Origin of the sequence: Mesorhizobium sp. M0030, from assembly GCF_040323695.1 — a bacterium.
GTDB lineage: Bacteria > Pseudomonadota > Alphaproteobacteria > Rhizobiales > Rhizobiaceae > Mesorhizobium.
Window position 1 is genome coordinate 206,069 of record NZ_JAMYVE010000009.1, and the last position, 16,371, is coordinate 222,439.

Here is a 16,371-nt window from a genome sequence, read left to right on the forward strand (position 1 = left end):
GCGGCTCCTATGCAAGCCAGTCGGGCACCGAATCCAGGCCGATAAGCTCGTCATAGGTCTGGCGCCGGCGTACGACATGGAAACGGTCGCCGTCGACCAGAACCTCAGGCACAAGTAGGCGGGTGTTGTAGGTGCCGGATTGCACCGCGCCATAGGCGCCGGCGGTGGTGACGGCAATGAGGTCGCCAGACTTGAGCCGGGGCAGGTCACGGTCGAGGCCGAGATAGTCGCCGGTCTCGCAGACCGGGCCGACGACGTCGACCGCCATGCGCGGCGTGTCGGCCGGCGGCTGCACCACCGGCTTGATGTCGTGGAAGGCATCGTAGAGCGTCGGCCGGATCAGATCGTTCATGGCGGCGTCGACGACGAGGAAGTTCTTGGCGTCGCCTTCCTTCACGAATATCACTTCCGAGACCAGGATGCCGGCATTGCCGACGATCAGCCGGCCCGGCTCGAACATCACCTTCACCCCAAGCTTTGTCAGATGCTTCCTGACGATATCGGCATAGGCATCGGGCAGAGGCGGCGGGCTGTTGTCGGTGCGGTAGGGGATGCCGAGGCCGCCACCGAGATCGACATGCTCGACGGCGTGGCCATCGGCGCGCAGCGCGCCGACCAGTTCCGCCAGAAGCGCGAAAGCATCGTCAAAGGGCTGCAACTCGGTGATCTGGCTGCCGATATGGGTATCGATGCCGATGGGCTTGGTGCCCGGCAAACCGGCCGCGCGGGCATAGACCTGGCGCGCCCTTTGCCATGGAATGCCGAACTTGTTCTCGGCCTTGCCGGTGGAGATCTTCCTGTGCGTCCTGGCGTCGACATCCGGGTTGATGCGCAGCGACACCGGCGCCACCTTGCCGAGCGCGGTGGCGCGGGCCGACAGCAATTCAAGCTCCGGCTCGGATTCGACATTGAAGCAGAGAATGCCGGCCTCGAGCGCGAAATCCATCTCGCGCGCGGTCTTGCCGACACCGGAAAACACGATCTTGTTGGCCGGGATTCCGGCGGCGAGCGCGCGGCGCATTTCGCCTTCCGAGACGGTGTCGGCGCCGGCGCCGAGCTTTGCCAGCGTTCGCAGCACCGCCTGGTTGGAATTCGCCTTCAAGGCGTAACAGACCAGCGTGTCGAGCCCGGCAAAGGCCCCGGCGAACACCCGGTAGTGCCTCGTCAAGGTTGCCGTCGAATAACAATAGAACGGCGTGCCGACGCTTGCGGCGATGTCTGGTATCGCCACGTCCTCGGCATGGAGCACGCCGTCGCGGTAATCGAAATGGTTCACGAGAGTGTTTCCGGAAGTTGGAGCACGAGACCTGGTTAGCACGAGACCTGGTCAGAAAGACCAAGCCGGTCTCATCGGCTCTAGATCAGCGGGTCGAGGATGAACTTCTTGTCCACGACCGGTTTTTCCGGCTCCGGCGGCACCGGCTGTTTGGCGCGCTCGGCGTCCTTGCGGGCCTGGACGGCCGCTTCATAGGGCGTATCGAGACCAGCCTTACGGCCGCAAGCGGTCACGGCAGCCATCGCCGTCAGCAGCGTCAGCGTCACCAAAATCCTGCTTGCGGTCATCGATCCATCCGTCCGAAACTTTATGTGCTGCGCTTTTAACCGAGTTTTAGGCGCATTGCACCCCGGCATCATGCCTTGGCGATGCGCTTTTTCCAGCTGCGGATCTGCTTCCTGACTTCCGACGGCGCGGTGCCGCCGAAGCTGGTGCGGCTCTTGACCGAATTCTGCACGGCCAGAACCGAGAAGATGTCCTGGGTGATGCCGGGATTGATCGACTGCAGATCCTCCAGCGCCAGCTTTTCAAGGCTCACCTTCTTCTCTTCGGCCAACGCCACCGCGCGGCCTGTGACATGGTGTGCCTCACGGAAGGGCAGGCCCAGCGTGCGCACCAGCCAGTCGGCGAGGTCGGTCGCGGTCGCGTGGCCCGAGCCGGCGGCTTTTTTCATGGCGGCGGCATTGACCGTCATGTCGCGCACCATGCCGGTCATCGCCGCCAGCATCAGATCGAGCGTCTCGGCGGCGTCGAAGACCGATTCCTTGTCTTCCTGCATGTCCTTGCCGTAGGTCAGCGGCATGCCCTTCATCACCGTCAAAAGGCCGACCAGATGGCCGGTGACGCGGCCGGTCTTGCCGCGCACCAGTTCGGCGGCGTCCGGGTTCTTCTTCTGCGGCATGATCGAGGAGCCGGTGGAGAAGGAATCCGACAGCCTGACAAAGCCGAATTGCGGCGTCGACCAGATGATGATTTCTTCGGCGAGCCGTGACAGATGCGTGGCGCAGATCGCGGCCAGGCTCAAGAACTCCAGCGCGAAATCGCGGTCGGAGACGCTGTCGAGCGAATTGCGCATCGGCTCGCGAAAGCCGAGCGCCTTCGCGGTCTTGTGGCGGTCGATCGGAAAACTGGTGCCGGCAAGCGCTGCCGCGCCGAGCGGGCTTTCATCCATCCGCTCGATGGCATCGTGGGTCCGCGACAGGTCGCGCGAAAACATCTCGACATAGGCCATGCAATGATGGCCGAAGGTCACCGGCTGCGCCGCCTGCATGTGGGTGAAGCCGGGCATCACGGTCGCCGCATGCTCCTCGGCGCGGTCGAGCAAGGCTGAGATCAGCCCCTTCAGCGCCTCGGCGACGCGAAAGCACTCGTCCTTGACCCAGAGCCGGAGATCCACCGCCACCTGGTCGTTGCGTGACCGCGCCGTGTGCAGGCGGCCGGCGGCCGGGCCGATCAGATCGGCGAGGCGGGCCTCGATGTTCATGTGGATGTCTTCCAGCCGGGTCGAGAACTCGAACGTGCCGGCCTCGATCTCTTTCAGGATCGTGTTCAGCCCGTGAGCGATTTTTTCTTGATCGGCCGCCGAAATAATGCCCGTTTCAGCCAACATCTCGCTGTGGGCGACCGAACCTCTTATGTCTTGGGCATAGAGTTTGCGGTCGAACGAAATCGACGCGTTGATCGCTTCCATGATCGCGGCCGGACCCGAGGCAAAACGTCCGCCCCACATCTGGTTGCTGGCCTTCTTGTCGCTCATCGCTATAACCCGTGCTCCGGAGCAGTCTTAGAAAATGGCAGACGGTAACAGATACTTCCCGGCCCCGCGCCTGATCCTCGCCGCTTTGCTGGCGGGCGTGCTGGCCGGCGCGGTCGCGGTATATGTCAGCGAGAGCGGGTCTGGCAACAACGCAGCCACCGGCAGCGCACCTGCGGCCGGCGCGGGCAACAGCAAGGACGACGTCGCCTGCGCCGCCAAGAGCGACCGCGCCAAAAAAGTTGCCGCCGCAGCCACCGGCCAGGTTGCGGCATTGCTGCCCGCCGATCCGCCGCAATCGCTGGAAAGTCTCGCCTTCAACGGTCCCGACGGCAAGCCGATGACGCTCGCCGATCATGCCGGCAAGACCGTGCTGCTCAATCTGTGGGCAACGTGGTGCGCGCCCTGCCGCGCCGAAATGCCGGCGCTCGACGCCTTGCAGAAGGAAAAGGGCAGCGATGCCTTCGAAGTGGTCGCGGTCAATGTCGATGCCGGCGACGATGTGAAGCCCAAGAAGTTCCTCGCCGATATCGGCATCGGGTCGCTCGGCTACTACCGCGATTCGACGCTGGCGCTGTTCAACGACGTCAAGACGCGTGGCTTGGCGCTAGGCCTCCCCGTCACCATGCTGATCGATGGCGAAGGCTGCCTGATCGCGCATATGAACGGACCGGCCGAATGGTCGGGACCGGATGCCAAGCGCCTGGTCGAGGCCGCACTCGCCCCTTAGAGCGGTTCACCGTTTCGTCGAAACGGCTACCCGCGCTAACTTTTTTGTTTCGACGCAATTTCGGACGGAAACCGTTTCACACTAATTGCTCTAGGCTGAGCGCAGGGCCGCCGCCGGCGGCAGCATCAAGATGCTGCCGCCGCGTTGTTTGACGCCGGCGTCGTCTTGTGCCGCCGGTGCCGCGACGCCGGTCAGTTCGCTGAACGCCTCGATCGGGCTGGGCCGGCCTAGATAGTAGCCCTGGCCGATCTCGCAGGCCTCGGCGTCGAGGAATTTCAGCTCGCCCAGCGTCTCGACGCCCTCGGCCAGAACCGGCAGGCCGAGACCGCGGCCAAGCCCCAGAACGGCGCGCACGATGGCTGCCACCTGGCCGTTGCTGTCGACTGATTTGATGAATGAGCCGTCGATCTTGATCTTGTCGAAGGGGAAGGCGCGGAGATTGGACAGCGAGGAGTAGCCGGTGCCGAAATCGTCCATCGCCACACGCACGCCAAGCGCCTTCACCTGGCGCAAGGTCGCCAGCGCGCGCGGCATGTCCTTGACCAGCGCCGTTTCGGTGATCTCGAGTTCGAGCCTGCCGGGCGTCAGGCCGGAGCCGAGCAGGACTTCATGCACCTTGCGGCTGAAATTCGGATTGTGGAGCTGCACCGCCGAGACATTGACCGCGACGGTGAGAGGGTTCTTCCAGCGCGCTGCCTCGGCGCAGGCCGTCGCCAGCACCCATTCGCCGATCTGGATGATGACGCCGCTGTCTTCGGCCACCGGGATGAAGGTCGCCGGCGACACGTCGCCGCGCTGCGGATGGCGCCAGCGGATCAGCGCTTCGAACCCGACCATCCGCCCGCTGCTGATCTCCTTTTGTGGCTGGTAGACGAGGCGAAACTCATCGCGCGCCATGGCCTGGCGCAGTTCGTGCTCCATCACGCGCCGGTCTCGCGCCTCGGCGCCCATCGAGGCCTCGAAGTAACGGTAAGTGTCCTTGCCCTCGGCCTTGGCGCGGTAGAGCGCGGTGTCGGCGTGGCTGACCAGGAGTGTCGGCTCATCGGCGTCGAGCGGATAAAGTGCAATGCCGATGCTGGCCGACACCAGCCCGCCGCCGACCGACAGCCGGTTTTCCTCGCGCATGGCCGCCAGCACCGCCTCGGCGATGCGGCCGGCCGCCTGCGGATCGGGAAGGTTCGGAGCGATGATGGCGAACTCGTCGCCGCCGAGACGCGCCAGCATCTGTCCGTGGCGGAGCACGGCGGAGGCGCATAGCGCCACCTTCTGCAGCATGGCATCGCCGGCGCCATGCCCGAACAGGTCGTTCACTTCCTTGAAGCGGTCGAGGTCGAGCAGCAGCAGCGCAAGATGCCCACCCTTGCCGCCGCGGTCCATTGCGGCAATTTCGGCCTCGAGCCGGCCGGAGAAACTGCGGCGGTTGGGGAGCCCGGTCAGCGGGTCGAAATGGGCGAGGCGCAGGATCTCCTGCTCGGCCTTCCTGCGTTCGCGGATGTCGCGCACGGCGACCACGCTGTGCCGCTTGCCGCAATAGTCGATGCTTCTGGCGATAAGTTCGACGGGGATGGTGGCGCCGTCATGGGCTCTGAGTTCGGCTTCCTGTGCCTGTCCGCTGCAGTCGGACATGCCGGCCGCGGTGCGTTCGCCGAAGAGGTCGCCAAGCAGCATCGCGTTCAGCACTTCCGGCGCAATGCCGGTGAGTGCCGCGATGCTGTCATTGGCGCTGACGATGCGGGCGCCGTCGCAGACGATCAGCCCCTCGACGGCGGCGTTGGCGAGGCCGTGCATGCGCTCGGCCTCGAGCTTGTGACGCCGGAAGCGAAGGTCGATCCACAATGCTGCGGCTGAAAGCACCAGGATAGCCATGCTGACTGCAGCGGCGGCGAAGGCCTGCGACACCGGTTCGACCGTGAACTGCGATATCTCGATGGAGGAGTCCGGGAAGATCGACACCGCGCCCATGGCGATGAAGTGCAGGCTGCAGATCGCCAGCGTCAACAGGATGGCGGCGGCGATTGTGGCCTGCATGGACGGCCGTCGCAACACGACCAGCAGCGCCAGCGCGGCGAGGGTGACGCCTGTCAGCACCGAGACGCCGACCAGCAGCGGGTTCCAGACGATGCGCCCTTCGACCTCGAAGGCGGCCATGCCGATATAGTGCATGGCGGCGATACCGGCGCCGAGGACCGCGCCGCCGACCAGAGGGTAGTCGATGCCCCGGCGCAAGGTGGCGATCCACATGCCCGCGGCGGTCAGGGCGACGGAACCGGCGAGCGAAAGCGCCGACATTTCCGTATTGTAGGCGTTGGGGATTCCGGGAGAAAAGGCAAGCATTGCGATGAAATGCGTCGCCCAGATACCGAAGCCGGTGGAAGTGGCTGCTATCATCAGCCAGGTATAGCGGTTGCGCTCGCTCGAGCGGTCGACATGGCGAAGCAGGTTGACCGCCGAGAAGGAAGAAATACCGCAAATGAGCGCTGCCAGTGCGACCAGTCTCAGATCGTGCTCATGCACGATACAATTATAGACCGTCAGCATCTCGCCCCACCTGCTCTCCCACAGCAATCAAGCCGTCCACTTGATTAGTATGCCACGCTTGACGAAGAATCGGTTATGCGAACTACAACTACAGCGGGTTTTTCGGGTTGTACGTTGCGGCGATCCTGTCTCATTCCAGACGCACGGTTACAGCAGCGCCTGGCGCGATGCCGCTCGGCCGATCTCGATCTGGCCGAGCGCCGGTTTGGCGGCCGCACGGTGCAGGTGCGTGGCGCTGTCACGCGGGCCCTTCACGCATCGCTGGGCGGTCGGCGATCCTTGCAGGCCCACCATGCCCCATTCTATCGCTGAGCCGGCTTGGCATTTCTCTCTGTCCTCGTTGCAAGGCGAGGGGGCGCGAAGTTAGCCGGGTATGAAATTCACGAAACAGCAACAAATCCGTTGTCCGATTGTCATCAGCGACACATATTGCGTTCGCGGGAGCGCCCCTTTCGCCAATGACAAACGGGAGATGAAACATGAAGTTGTTCGGCTTTGCGGCCGGTGTTGCCGCCACCTTGACCCTGCTTTCCACCACCTCCGCCTTCGCCGCCACCCAGATCAGTTGGTGGCATGCAATGACCGGCGCCAATGCCGAGGTGGTCGACAAGATCGCCAAGGATTTCAATGCCAGCCAGAGCGACTATGAAATTCTCCCTGTTTTCAAGGGCACCTATCCCGAAACGCTGAATGCCGGCATCGCTGCCTTTCGTGCGGGGCAAGCGCCCGACATCATCCAGGTGTTCGACGTGGGTACCGGCGTCATGATGGCCGCCGAAGGTGCGATCAAGCCGGTGGCCGATGTGCTGACCAGCGCCGGCGTGACCTTCGACAAGAGCCAGTATTTGCCCGGCATCGTCGGCTACTATTCGAAGCCGGACGGGACCATGCTGTCCTTCCCCTATAATTCCTCGTCGCCCATCCTCTACTACAACAAGGATATCTTCCAGAAGGCCGGGCTTGATGTGAACAACCCGCCAAAGACCTGGAACGAGGTGTGGGAAGCCGCCAAGAAGATCAAGGCGAGCGGCGCCGCTTCCTGCGGCTATACCTCGACGTGGTTGACCTGGATCCACCTTGAGGCCTTCGCTGCCTGGAACGACGTTTCCTATGGCACCAACCAGAACGGACTTGCCGGAACCGACGTCGAGCTCAAGATCAATGCGCCGATCTTCGTCAATCATTTCCAGGCGCTCGCCGACCTGGCCAAGGATGGCACCTTCAAATATGGCGGCCGTACCTCCGAAGCCAAGCAGATCTTTCTTGCCGGCGAATGCGGCATCTTCACCGAATCGTCGGGGGGTCTCGGTGACATCGTCAAGTCGGGCATGAACTACGGCATCGGCCAGCTTCCCTATGATAGTGACGCCAAGGGCGCGCCCCAGAACACCACGCCGGGCGGCGCCAGCCTGTGGGTGTTCGGCAACAAATCGGACGAGGAATACAAGGGCGTCGCGGCGTTCTTCTCCTACCTCTCCAAGACCGAAGTGCAGGAGTACCTGCATCAGAAGTCGGGTTATCTGCCGGTGACGCTCGCTGCCTATGAGGCGACCAAGAAGTCCGGCTTCTATGACAAGAACCCGGGCCGTGAGACGCCGATCCTGCAGATGCTGGGCAAGGCGCCGACCGAGAACTCGAAGGGCGTGCGCCTCGTCAACCTGCCGCAGGTGCGCGACATCGAGAACGAGGAGTTCGAGAAGATGCTGGCCGGCCAGCAGACTGCGCAGCAGGCGCTCGACAACGCGGTCGCACGCGGCAACAAGGCGATTCAGGAAGCGATCGGAAACTGAAGCGATTTGTCAGTTGAACCTCGTCCACGCGGACCCGCGTGGACGATTTCCTGAATAGCGAGGGAATCACCCTGTCTCCACGCGTCGTCTTTCCCAACAAGACCCTGCCTTACCTGCTGGTGGCGCCGCAACTCGCCATTACGCTGATCTTTTTCTACTGGCCGACCGGGCAGGCGCTCTACCAGTCGATGCTCAGGGAAGACCCGTTCGGGCTGAAGAGCAAGTTCGTCGGGCTCGCCAATTTTCGCAAGGTGCTGGCCGACCCGGCCTACCTCAACTCGATCAAAGTTACGCTGGTGTTCTCTCTGGCGACCGCGATCGTCGCCATGGGTGTGGCCCTGTTGCTTGCCGTCATGGCCGAGAAGGTGGTGCGCGGCAAAGGCCTCTATCGCACGCTGCTGATCTGGCCGTATGCGGTGGCGCCGGCGATTGCCGGCATGTTGTGGCTGTTTCTGTTCAACCCCTCGATCGGTTCGCTGGCCTACGCCTTGAGAGGTCTCGGCATCGCCTGGGATCCCTTGCTTAACGGCAACCAAGCCATGATCCTGCTGGTGTCTGCGGCTGCCTGGAAGCAGATCAGCTACAATTTCCTGTTCTTCGTCGCCGGGCTGCAGGCAGTGCCGAAGACGTTGATAGAGGCGGCGGCCATGGACGGCGCCGGGGAGACGAAGCGCTTCTGGACCATCGTTTTCCCGCTGCTCGCGCCGACGACCTTCTTCCTGCTGGTCGTCAACACGGTCTATGCGCTGTTCGAGACTTTCGGTATCGTCCATGCGGTCACCGGCGGCGGGCCGGGCAAGGCCACCGAGACGCTGGTCTACAAGGTCTACAATGACGGTTTCGTCAATTTGATCCTCGGCGATTCGGCCGCGCAGTCGGTCATCCTGATGGTCATCGTCATCTCACTCACGGCCATCCAGTTCCGCTATGTGGAACGCAAAGTCCACTACGGTTGAGCGCGAGCGATGATTGGTCAGTCCCCGCTTCGCGCCCTCATCGCCCACGCCGTGCTCATCCTGGGCATCCTGATCGTCGCTTTCCCGATCTACTACACCTTCGTTGCCTCCACGCAGACGCTGCAGACCATCCTCAAGCCGCCATTGCCTCTTTTGCCCGGCGACCAGGTCTGGAACAATTACAGCGAGGCGCTGTTCGGCGGTGTCGGCCGCATCGGCGGCGTCAGTGTCGGCCGATTGCTGCTCAACACCACGATCATGGCGCTCGGCATCGCGGTGGGGAAGATTTTCATCTCGATCCTTTCGGCCTATGCGATCGTGTTCTTCCGTTTTCCGCTTCGGATGGTCTTCTTCTGGCTGATCTTCATCACGCTGATGCTTCCCGTCGAGGTGCGCATCCTGCCGACCTACAAGGTGATGGTCGATCTCGGCATGATCGACACCTATGCCGGCCTGATCATTCCGCTGATCGCCTCGGCCACCGCCACGCTTCTGTTTCGCCAGTTCTTCATGACCATTCCAGGTGAGTTGGTGGAAGCGGCGCGTGTCGACGGCGCCGGACCATGGCGCTTCTTTTTCGACATCCTGTTGCCGCTGTCGCGCACCAACATCGCGGCGCTGTTCGTCATCCTCTTCATTTATGGCTGGACGCAGTATCTGTGGCCGCTGCTCGTCACCAACAGCAACGACATGAACACCATCGTCATCGCCCTTAGAAAGATGGTTTCCTTCGCCGATGCCGATACGCAATGGCATCTGGTCATGGTCACCGCGATGCTGGCCATCCTGCCGCCGATCCTGATCGTGGTGCTGATGCAACGCTGGTTCGTGCGCGGACTTGTCGATTCCGAAAAGTGAGAAGCCGATGGCGACCGTCGATCTGAAGGATGTGAAGAAAGTCTATCCCGGCGGCGTCGAGGCGGTGAGGGGGGTCTCGATCGCCATTCCCGACAAGGAGCTTTGCGTGCTGGTTGGGCCGTCCGGCTGCGGCAAGTCCACGCTGTTGCGGATGATTGCAGGGCTTGAGACCATTTCTTCCGGCACCGTCGCCATCGACGGCAAGATCGTCAACACGATCGGTCCGACCGAGCGCGACATCGCCATGGTGTTCCAGAACTATGCGCTCTACCCGCATATGAAGGTCTACGACAACATGGCCTACGGGTTGCGCAACCGGGGTACTCCCAAGGACGAGATCGACAGCAGGGTTCGCTCGACCGCCAAGGTGCTGGAGCTCACGGCGCTGCTCGACCGGCGCCCGCGCGAGCTTTCCGGCGGCCAGCGCCAGCGCGTGGCCATGGGTCGCGCAATCGTGCGCAATCCGAAAGTCTTCCTGTTCGACGAGCCGCTTTCCAACCTCGACGCCAAACTGCGCGGCCAGATGCGGGTCGAAATCAAGAATTTGCAGCGCTCGCTCGGTGTCACCTCGGTCTACGTCACCCACGACCAGCTTGAGGCGATGACGCTGGCCGATATTCTCGTCGTCATGAATGGCGGGTTGGTCGAGCAGACGGGCGCGCCGCTCGACATCTACGAGAAGCCGGCATCGACCTTCGTCGCCTCCTTCATCGGAGCGCCGCCGATGAACCTTCTGCCTCTTTCGCAAGGACCGGCTGGTCCGGCGCTGACCGACGGCAAGACGGTTGACTTCGCGCCTACGAACGCCGCCACGCTTGGCTTCCGCCCTGAGGATGCCGACGTCACCTTCAGTGCCGAGGCATCATCCGGCGCGCTTATTCTGCCTGCGGCGGTCGAGGCGGTCGAACCTGTGGGAGCCGAAAGCTTTCTTCACTGTGCCGCCGGCGGCAACCGCATCGTCGTGCGTGTGGCCGGCCGCGCCACGGCCAAACCCGGCGATCAACTGCGCGTCGTGGCCAGGGCCGAGAAGCTGCATTGGTTCGACAATGCTGGGAAACGAGTCGATTGACGCAGCCGCTCGCGCCAATCCGACGCGTCGGCAGTTCAGGCGAAGACATGCGCCTTGCCGGAAACTGTCAGACGCACGATCTCGCCGACGGCAGGTGCGTCGATTCCCGGCTTGCGTAAGGTCAGCGGTGTGCTGCCGATCGCCGCGGCGTCCGGCGGATCGGGGTTGTTCAACAGCCGCACGGCAATGGTGCACATCGAGCCTGCGAATTCCGAGTCCGTCACCTCGGCGAATATCGTGCCCGCAGGACCCGACATGCCTTCGCGCGACGTGCGCTTTACCTGCACCTGCTCCGGTCGCAGCATGATGCGGGCGATGTCGCGCCGCTCCTTCGAGTCGACGGCCATGCGACCAAGCGAGGAGGTGGCGAAGCCGCCTGAAATCTTTGCCGGCAAGATGATGGCGTCGCCAAGAAACTCGGCAACCATGCGGTCTTTCGGCTGCAGATAGAGTTCTCGCGGTGTGCCGATCTGAGAGAACTTTCCGTCGCGCATGACCGCCACCTGGCTGGCGAAGGACAGCGCCTCGGCCTGGTCGTGGGTGACCAGGATGGTGGTGATGCCGGCGGCTTCGAGTAGTTCGGCGACCGCCTTGCGCATCGAGGCGCGCAGACCGGTGTCGAGCGCCGAGAACGGTTCGTCGAGAAGCATCAGCCTGGGCTTCATCGCCATGGCGCGGGCCAGCGCCACGCGCTGCTGCTGGCCGCCGGAGAGCTGGTGCGGGCGGCGCTTGAGGATCGCCTTGTCCAGCCCGACGGTATAGGCGAGCTCGGCGATGCGCTCGGCGCGCTGGTCCTCGCCGCGGGCCATGCCAAAGCCGATATTGTCGCCGATGCTGAGATGCGGGAACAGGGCGCCGTCCTGCGCCACCAGGCCAATGCCGCGGCGGTGCGCCGGCACCGCATGGCCGCCATTGGCCAGCACCTCGCCGTCGAGCACGACGCGGCCCTGGTCGGGCGCCTCGAAGCCGGCGATCAGCCGCAGCAACGTCGTCTTGCCGCAGCCGGACGGGCCGACGATCGCGGTGCGACTGCCGCTTGCGGCGCTGAGCTCGATGCCGGCAAGGGCTGCGACCGGGCCGTAGTGCTTGGTGAGGCCGCTTATTTCGAGAAAGCTCATCGTCCGGCCATCCGTTTCGACTGGACATAGAGCAGCCAGGTCAGCGGCAGTGACATCGCCACCATGATGAAGGCGTAAGGCGCTGCCGAGGCATAGTCGATCTCGCCGCTATAGGACCAGAACGCCATGGCCAGCGTGCGCGTGCCGTTGGGCGCCAGCATCTGGGTGGCGGTCAGTTCGTTCATGATGCCGAGCGCCACCAGCGCCATGCCGGCGGCGGCGCCAGGCGCCGACAGGCGGATCGTCGTCGACCACAGCGCTTTCAGCGGCGGCCGGCCAAGGCTGGCGGCGGCGCGTTCGAGCTCGACCGGCGCCTGCGCGATCGAGGCTCTGAGGCTGATCAGCGCGCGCGGCAGGAACATCAGCGCATAGGCGACCAGGATGGTGAACAGCGTCTGGTAGAGCGGCATGGCGATGCGCACGGTGATGGTGACCAGCGCCAACGCGATCACGACGCCGGGCAGCGAACCGACGATGTAGTTGCAGCCCTCGAGCAGCCGCTGCAGCGGCCCGGGCGCGCGGATCGAGATCCAGGCCATCGGCATGGCGGCGATTGTTGCCAACAGGGCGCCGGCGAGCGCCAGGAAGAGCGTCTGGCCAAGCGCCAGGCCGATCTCGTCGAAACGCCAGACATCGGCGCCGCCAGCGACCAGCCAGCGGCCGATGGTGACGAAGGGCACGCCGATGGCGAGAAGCGTGGCGATGGCAGGCAGAGCCAGGCAGGGCAGGGTGGCGCGACCGAGCCTGGTGCGCTGCTGGCGGCGCGCGGCACCCGAGCCTACGCGGGCATAGCGTTCCTCGCCGCGCACCAGCACCTCCAGCGCGAGCAGCACGAAGCAGCAAGTCACCAGGACGCCGGCCAGCATGTTGGCGGCGGGACCGTTGAAGGTCGACTGGAACTGGTCGACGATCGCCGTGGTGAAAGTGTCGAAGCGGATGAAGACGTAGAGGCCGTATTCGGCCAGCAGATGCAGGCCGACCAGCAGCGCGCCGCCGCAAATGGCCAGTCTCAGCTGCGGCAGCACGACACGCCAAAACACCCGCCATGGTCCAAGGCCGAGTGCTGCGGCTGCGTCCTCCAAAGCAGGATCGAGCCGGCGCAGAGCCGCCGCCAGCGGCAGATAGAGGAACGGGAAATAGGCGAGAACCGAGACCAGCACGCCGGCCCACAGGCCGTGCAAGGTCGGCACCATGGTGATCCAGGCGTAGGAATGCACGAAGGCGGGGATGGCGAGCGGCGCCACCGACAGCCAAGCCCACAGGCGGGCGCCGGGCAGGTCGCTGCGCTCGGTCAGCCATGCCAGCGTCACCGACAGCACGGTGGCGATCGGCACGGTGAGCGCCACCAGAAGCACGGTGTTGACCAGGAGTTCGCCGACGCGCGGCCGGAAGACCAGGGCCGAAGCAGTGTCCCAGCCGATCTGCACACCGATCCAGATGATGAACGCCAGCGGCAGCAGCGACAGCAGCGAGACAATTATGGCGGCAAGCGCGATCCAGGACATGGGCTTCCGGCGGGACCGCCCGACTGTCTGGCCTGAACGTGCGAGATCGACCGCAGTTTGCATCAGCTCGACCGCGCCACTGCCGCCGGGGCGGGGGCGCCGCAGGCGCGGCCGGAAACGCAATGTGTCGTCATGGACAATGCCATCTCGAAAACAGAGCGCTCCTGCGGAAAGTCCGGCAGGAGCGCAATCGTTGCCCTTTTAGGACGAACGCGGACTAAAGCAAGCCGGCTGCCGTCATCAGGTCCGTCACCTTCTTGGAGTTCAGTGTCGCCGGATCGACCTTCGGTGCCTGCAGATCGGCCAGCGGCACCAGCCTGGGATTGGACTGCGCGTCCTTGCCGATAGCGTATTCGAAGGACGTGCCGGTCTTCAGCACGTCCTGGCCGCCTTTGCCGGTCACCCATTTGAGGAACGCCTGGGCTTCCTTCGGGTGTTTGCTCGAGGCGAGCACGCCGCCGCCGGAGATCGAGACGAAAGCGCCGGGATCCTGGTTCTTGAAATAATGCAGTTCGACGTTCTTGCTGTTTTCGCCGGTCTTTGCCTGATCGCCGAAATAGTAATAGTGGTAGATGATTCCGCCTTCGATCTCGCCGGCATTGACCGCCTTCATCACCGTGCCGTTGCCCTTGTAGGCGGTGAAATTCTCCTTCATGGCCTTCAGCCAGTCGGCGGTTGCGGCTTCGCCCTTGAGCTCGAGCAGCGCGCTGACGATGGCCTGAAAATCGGCGCCGGAAGGCGAGGCTGCCCAGCGGCCTTTCCAGGCGGGATCGGCGAGATCGAGCATCGATTTGGGCAGCTTTTCGGCCGTGAGCTTGGTCTTGTTGTAGGCAAAGACGGTGCTGCGCGCCGCGACACCCACCCATTTGCCGCTGCTCGGCTGGAATTCGGCCGGGACTTGCGCCAGCGTGTCGGCGTCGACCGGCGCGAAAAGGCCCGCCGCTTCGACCAGAGTCATGGCCGGCGAGTTCTCGGTCAGGAACACGTCGGCCGGCGAAGAAGCGCCCTCGGCGACGATCTGGTTGGAGAAATCGCTGTCGCCGCCATTGCGCAGCGTGACCTTGATGCCGGTTTCCTTGGTGAAACCTTCGACCCATTCCTTGGCCAGGCTCTCATGCTGGGCGTTGTAGACGATGATGCCGGCATCCGCGGCCATCGCCGGCCCGGCGATCATGCTCACGGCCAGCGCTGTGGCCCCCGCTAGGGTGGAGAGCGTGTATCTCATGGCGTCATCCTCAATCGCGGTGGTTCTGGTTTCGCTGGCTGCACCTATCGATACCTGACAGCAGTAGTCAACATTGCTCGGCTGCTTCAATCGGTCGCCGCTCCCGCAAACTTTCGTGATTTTGCGGCACTTTGGCTTGGACATCATTTCGCCGGACACGTAACAAATCGGTGCCGAGGCGCGAAGATCGGGGAGTGAACTCTTGTGAGCGGCAAGGATGAGGCCGAGCTTTCCCGGCTGATGCGGGCCGCGATCGCGGGAGATGAAAGGGCCTACGCCGACTTTTTGCACCGGATCGCCGCGCTGGTTCGCGGCTTTGCGAGGCGCAAGATCGTACAGGGCGGGGTCGATCCCGAGGATGTCGTGCAGGAAACCTTGCTGGCCATTCATGTGAAACGGCATACCTGGCGCCAGGACGCGCCGGTGTTGCCATGGATCTATGCGATAGCCCGCTTCAAGCTGATCGATGCTTTCCGGCGGCGCGGACGGCGCATCGAAATTGAGATCGACGAGATCGCCGAGACCTTTGCCGAGCCGGAAACCGAGACCGTCAGCGAACGCGACATCAACCGGGCGCTGGACGGACTGCCGGCTGCGCAGCGTTCCGTCGTTTCTTCGATCTCGGTCGACGGCCGCTCCATCGGCGAGACGGCGGCCAGGCTCGGCGTCAGCGAGACGGCGGTGCGGGTGTCGCTGCATCGCGGGCTTGCCGCGATCGCCAAGCGATTTGGGCAGGGGCGCTTCGGGCGGCAGTGACATGAGGACGGAGGATCTCATCAAGGCACTCGACGCCGACACAAGCAGCAAGGCGATGCCGCTGCGCTCGGCCTGGTTGATGGCGGCGGCAGCCGCGGCGGTGATCGCGGCTCTGGTCTTCTTTCTCACCATCGGCCCGCGTCCCGACATCATGACCGCCATGCACACGATGCGGTTCCTGGCGAAGTTCGTGTTCACCATCGTGCTCGCCGTCACCGCCTTTGGCCTGGTCCGGGCGTTGTCGACGCCGGGCGCTTCGACGGCAAGAGCCGCGGCCTGGATGCTAGCGGCGCCGCTGCTGGTGGCCGTGGCGGTGGCTCTCGAACTGTTCATGGTGCCGGAGCCGATGTGGAGCACGCGCATGGTCGGCTCCAACATGATGATCTGCATGGGCTTCATCCCGCTGATCGGAATCGGCCCGCTTGCCGTCTTCCTGTGGATGCTGCGCTATGGAGCGCCGACGCGGCCGGTGTTGGCCGGGGCGGTCGCGGGACTGCTCGCCGGCGGCCTGGCGGCGACCTTCTACGCCGCGCACTGCTTCGACGATTCGCCGCTTTTCGTCGCCACCTGGTACACGCTCGCTATCGCCGTCCTCGCCGGTCTGGGCGCGCTCGGGGGACGGTTCTTCGTGCGCTGGTGACCGGGCCGTCCAAGATCGCCCAATAATCACCGATCCTTAATCATGCCGGGAATTGTTTGCGGGTTCACCGTGTTGCCGGTGGCTCCGGCGCAACCTTTCCTTAAAATCGATCATCCAGTGTTTTTTGCAGAAATGTGTTGCGCATGGGGTGGCATGC

General features: G+C 63.9%; 15 protein-coding genes. 7 read left to right on the forward strand and 8 right to left on the reverse strand.

From position 1 onward, the window contains the following. Window positions 1-7: 7 nt before the first annotated feature. From lysA to argH, 3 genes are all read right to left on the reverse strand, one after another. Window positions 8-1,276: a diaminopimelate decarboxylase gene (gene lysA / locus NKJ80_RS19435; RefSeq protein WP_352498148.1), complete on the reverse strand. Its 1,269-nt coding sequence runs from the start codon at window positions 1,274-1,276 to the stop codon at window positions 8-10. Window positions 1,277-1,356: 80 nt separating this feature from the next. After that, the gene (locus NKJ80_RS19440; protein ID WP_023673325.1) at window positions 1,357-1,563 is read right to left on the reverse strand and encodes a hypothetical protein; all 207 of its coding nucleotides are present in this window, start codon (window positions 1,561-1,563) and stop codon (window positions 1,357-1,359) included. Between the two features lie 68 nt (window positions 1,564-1,631). After that, window positions 1,632-3,032, reverse strand: coding sequence for an argininosuccinate lyase (gene argH, locus NKJ80_RS19445; protein ID WP_352498149.1), 1,401 nt, complete (start codon window positions 3,030-3,032; stop codon window positions 1,632-1,634). 34 nt (window positions 3,033-3,066) lie between these two features. On the opposite strand from argH, the gene tlpA reads away from it, so the two are divergent. Continuing rightward, on the forward strand, window positions 3,067-3,759 hold the full coding sequence (tlpA, locus tag NKJ80_RS19450; RefSeq protein WP_023734604.1) for a thiol:disulfide interchange protein TlpA: 693 nt from the start codon (window positions 3,067-3,069) through the stop codon (window positions 3,757-3,759). A 90-nt stretch (window positions 3,760-3,849) separates the two neighbouring features. On the opposite strand, the gene NKJ80_RS19455 is transcribed toward tlpA, so the two are convergent. Both NKJ80_RS19455 and NKJ80_RS19460 read right to left on the reverse strand, forming a co-directional pair. Further along, window positions 3,850-6,297 (reverse strand): bifunctional diguanylate cyclase/phosphodiesterase, encoded by a 2,448-nt coding sequence (locus NKJ80_RS19455; protein ID WP_023698706.1) that lies wholly within the window; start codon window positions 6,295-6,297, stop codon window positions 3,850-3,852. A gap of 147 nt (window positions 6,298-6,444) precedes the next feature. Beyond that, window positions 6,445-6,591 carry a hypothetical protein gene (locus NKJ80_RS19460; protein ID WP_023685332.1) on the reverse strand — a complete coding sequence of 49 codons (147 nt, stop codon included), beginning with the start codon at window positions 6,589-6,591 and terminating at the stop codon, window positions 6,445-6,447. Window positions 6,592-6,776: 185 nt separating this feature from the next. Here NKJ80_RS19460 and ugpB point away from each other — a divergent pair, with 185 nt between their 5' ends. The 4 genes from ugpB to NKJ80_RS19480 all read left to right on the forward strand — a co-directional run bounded on the left by ugpB (window position 6,777) and on the right by NKJ80_RS19480 (window position 10,970). Continuing rightward, entirely contained in the window at window positions 6,777-8,087 is a 1,311-nt protein-coding gene (ugpB, locus tag NKJ80_RS19465) for a sn-glycerol-3-phosphate ABC transporter substrate-binding protein UgpB (RefSeq protein WP_023685331.1), read from the forward strand. Window positions 8,088-8,158: 71 nt separating this feature from the next. Beyond that, the gene (gene ugpA, locus NKJ80_RS19470; RefSeq protein ID WP_352498166.1) at window positions 8,159-9,043 is read left to right on the forward strand and encodes a sn-glycerol-3-phosphate ABC transporter permease UgpA; all 885 of its coding nucleotides are present in this window, start codon (window positions 8,159-8,161) and stop codon (window positions 9,041-9,043) included. Window positions 9,044-9,052: 9 nt separating this feature from the next. Then, complete coding sequence (gene ugpE, locus NKJ80_RS19475; protein ID WP_023698704.1) at window positions 9,053-9,901, forward strand: sn-glycerol-3-phosphate ABC transporter permease UgpE; 849 nt, start codon at window positions 9,053-9,055, stop codon at window positions 9,899-9,901. Between the two features lie 7 nt (window positions 9,902-9,908). Further along, window positions 9,909-10,970 carry a sn-glycerol-3-phosphate import ATP-binding protein UgpC gene (locus tag NKJ80_RS19480; RefSeq protein WP_023742882.1) on the forward strand — a complete coding sequence of 354 codons (1,062 nt, stop codon included), beginning with the start codon at window positions 9,909-9,911 and terminating at the stop codon, window positions 10,968-10,970. A gap of 35 nt (window positions 10,971-11,005) precedes the next feature. Here the strand turns inward: NKJ80_RS19480 and NKJ80_RS19485 are convergent, their stop codons facing one another. From NKJ80_RS19485 to NKJ80_RS19495, 3 genes are all read right to left on the reverse strand, one after another. Further along, entirely contained in the window at window positions 11,006-12,088 is a 1,083-nt protein-coding gene (locus NKJ80_RS19485) for an ABC transporter ATP-binding protein (RefSeq protein WP_352443946.1), read from the reverse strand. Beyond that, window positions 12,085-13,656, reverse strand: a complete 1,572-nt coding sequence (locus tag NKJ80_RS19490; RefSeq protein WP_352498150.1) for an ABC transporter permease — start codon at window positions 13,654-13,656, stop codon at window positions 12,085-12,087. The genes NKJ80_RS19485 and NKJ80_RS19490 overlap by 4 nt, the downstream gene beginning before the upstream one ends. Window positions 13,657-13,810: 154 nt before the next feature. Beyond that, window positions 13,811-14,818 (reverse strand): iron ABC transporter substrate-binding protein, encoded by a 1,008-nt coding sequence (locus NKJ80_RS19495; RefSeq protein WP_352443944.1) that lies wholly within the window; start codon window positions 14,816-14,818, stop codon window positions 13,811-13,813. A 204-nt stretch (window positions 14,819-15,022) separates the two neighbouring features. On the opposite strand from NKJ80_RS19495, the gene NKJ80_RS19500 reads away from it, so the two are divergent. Together NKJ80_RS19500 and NKJ80_RS19505 are read left to right on the forward strand one after the other, a co-directional pair. Further along, window positions 15,023-15,574: a sigma-70 family RNA polymerase sigma factor gene (locus NKJ80_RS19500; protein ID WP_023671665.1), complete on the forward strand. Its 552-nt coding sequence runs from the start codon at window positions 15,023-15,025 to the stop codon at window positions 15,572-15,574. 1 nt (window position 15,575) lies between these two features. Next, window positions 15,576-16,214, forward strand: coding sequence for an NrsF family protein (locus NKJ80_RS19505; protein ID WP_023671666.1), 639 nt, complete (start codon window positions 15,576-15,578; stop codon window positions 16,212-16,214). Window positions 16,215-16,371 lie beyond the last annotated feature (157 nt).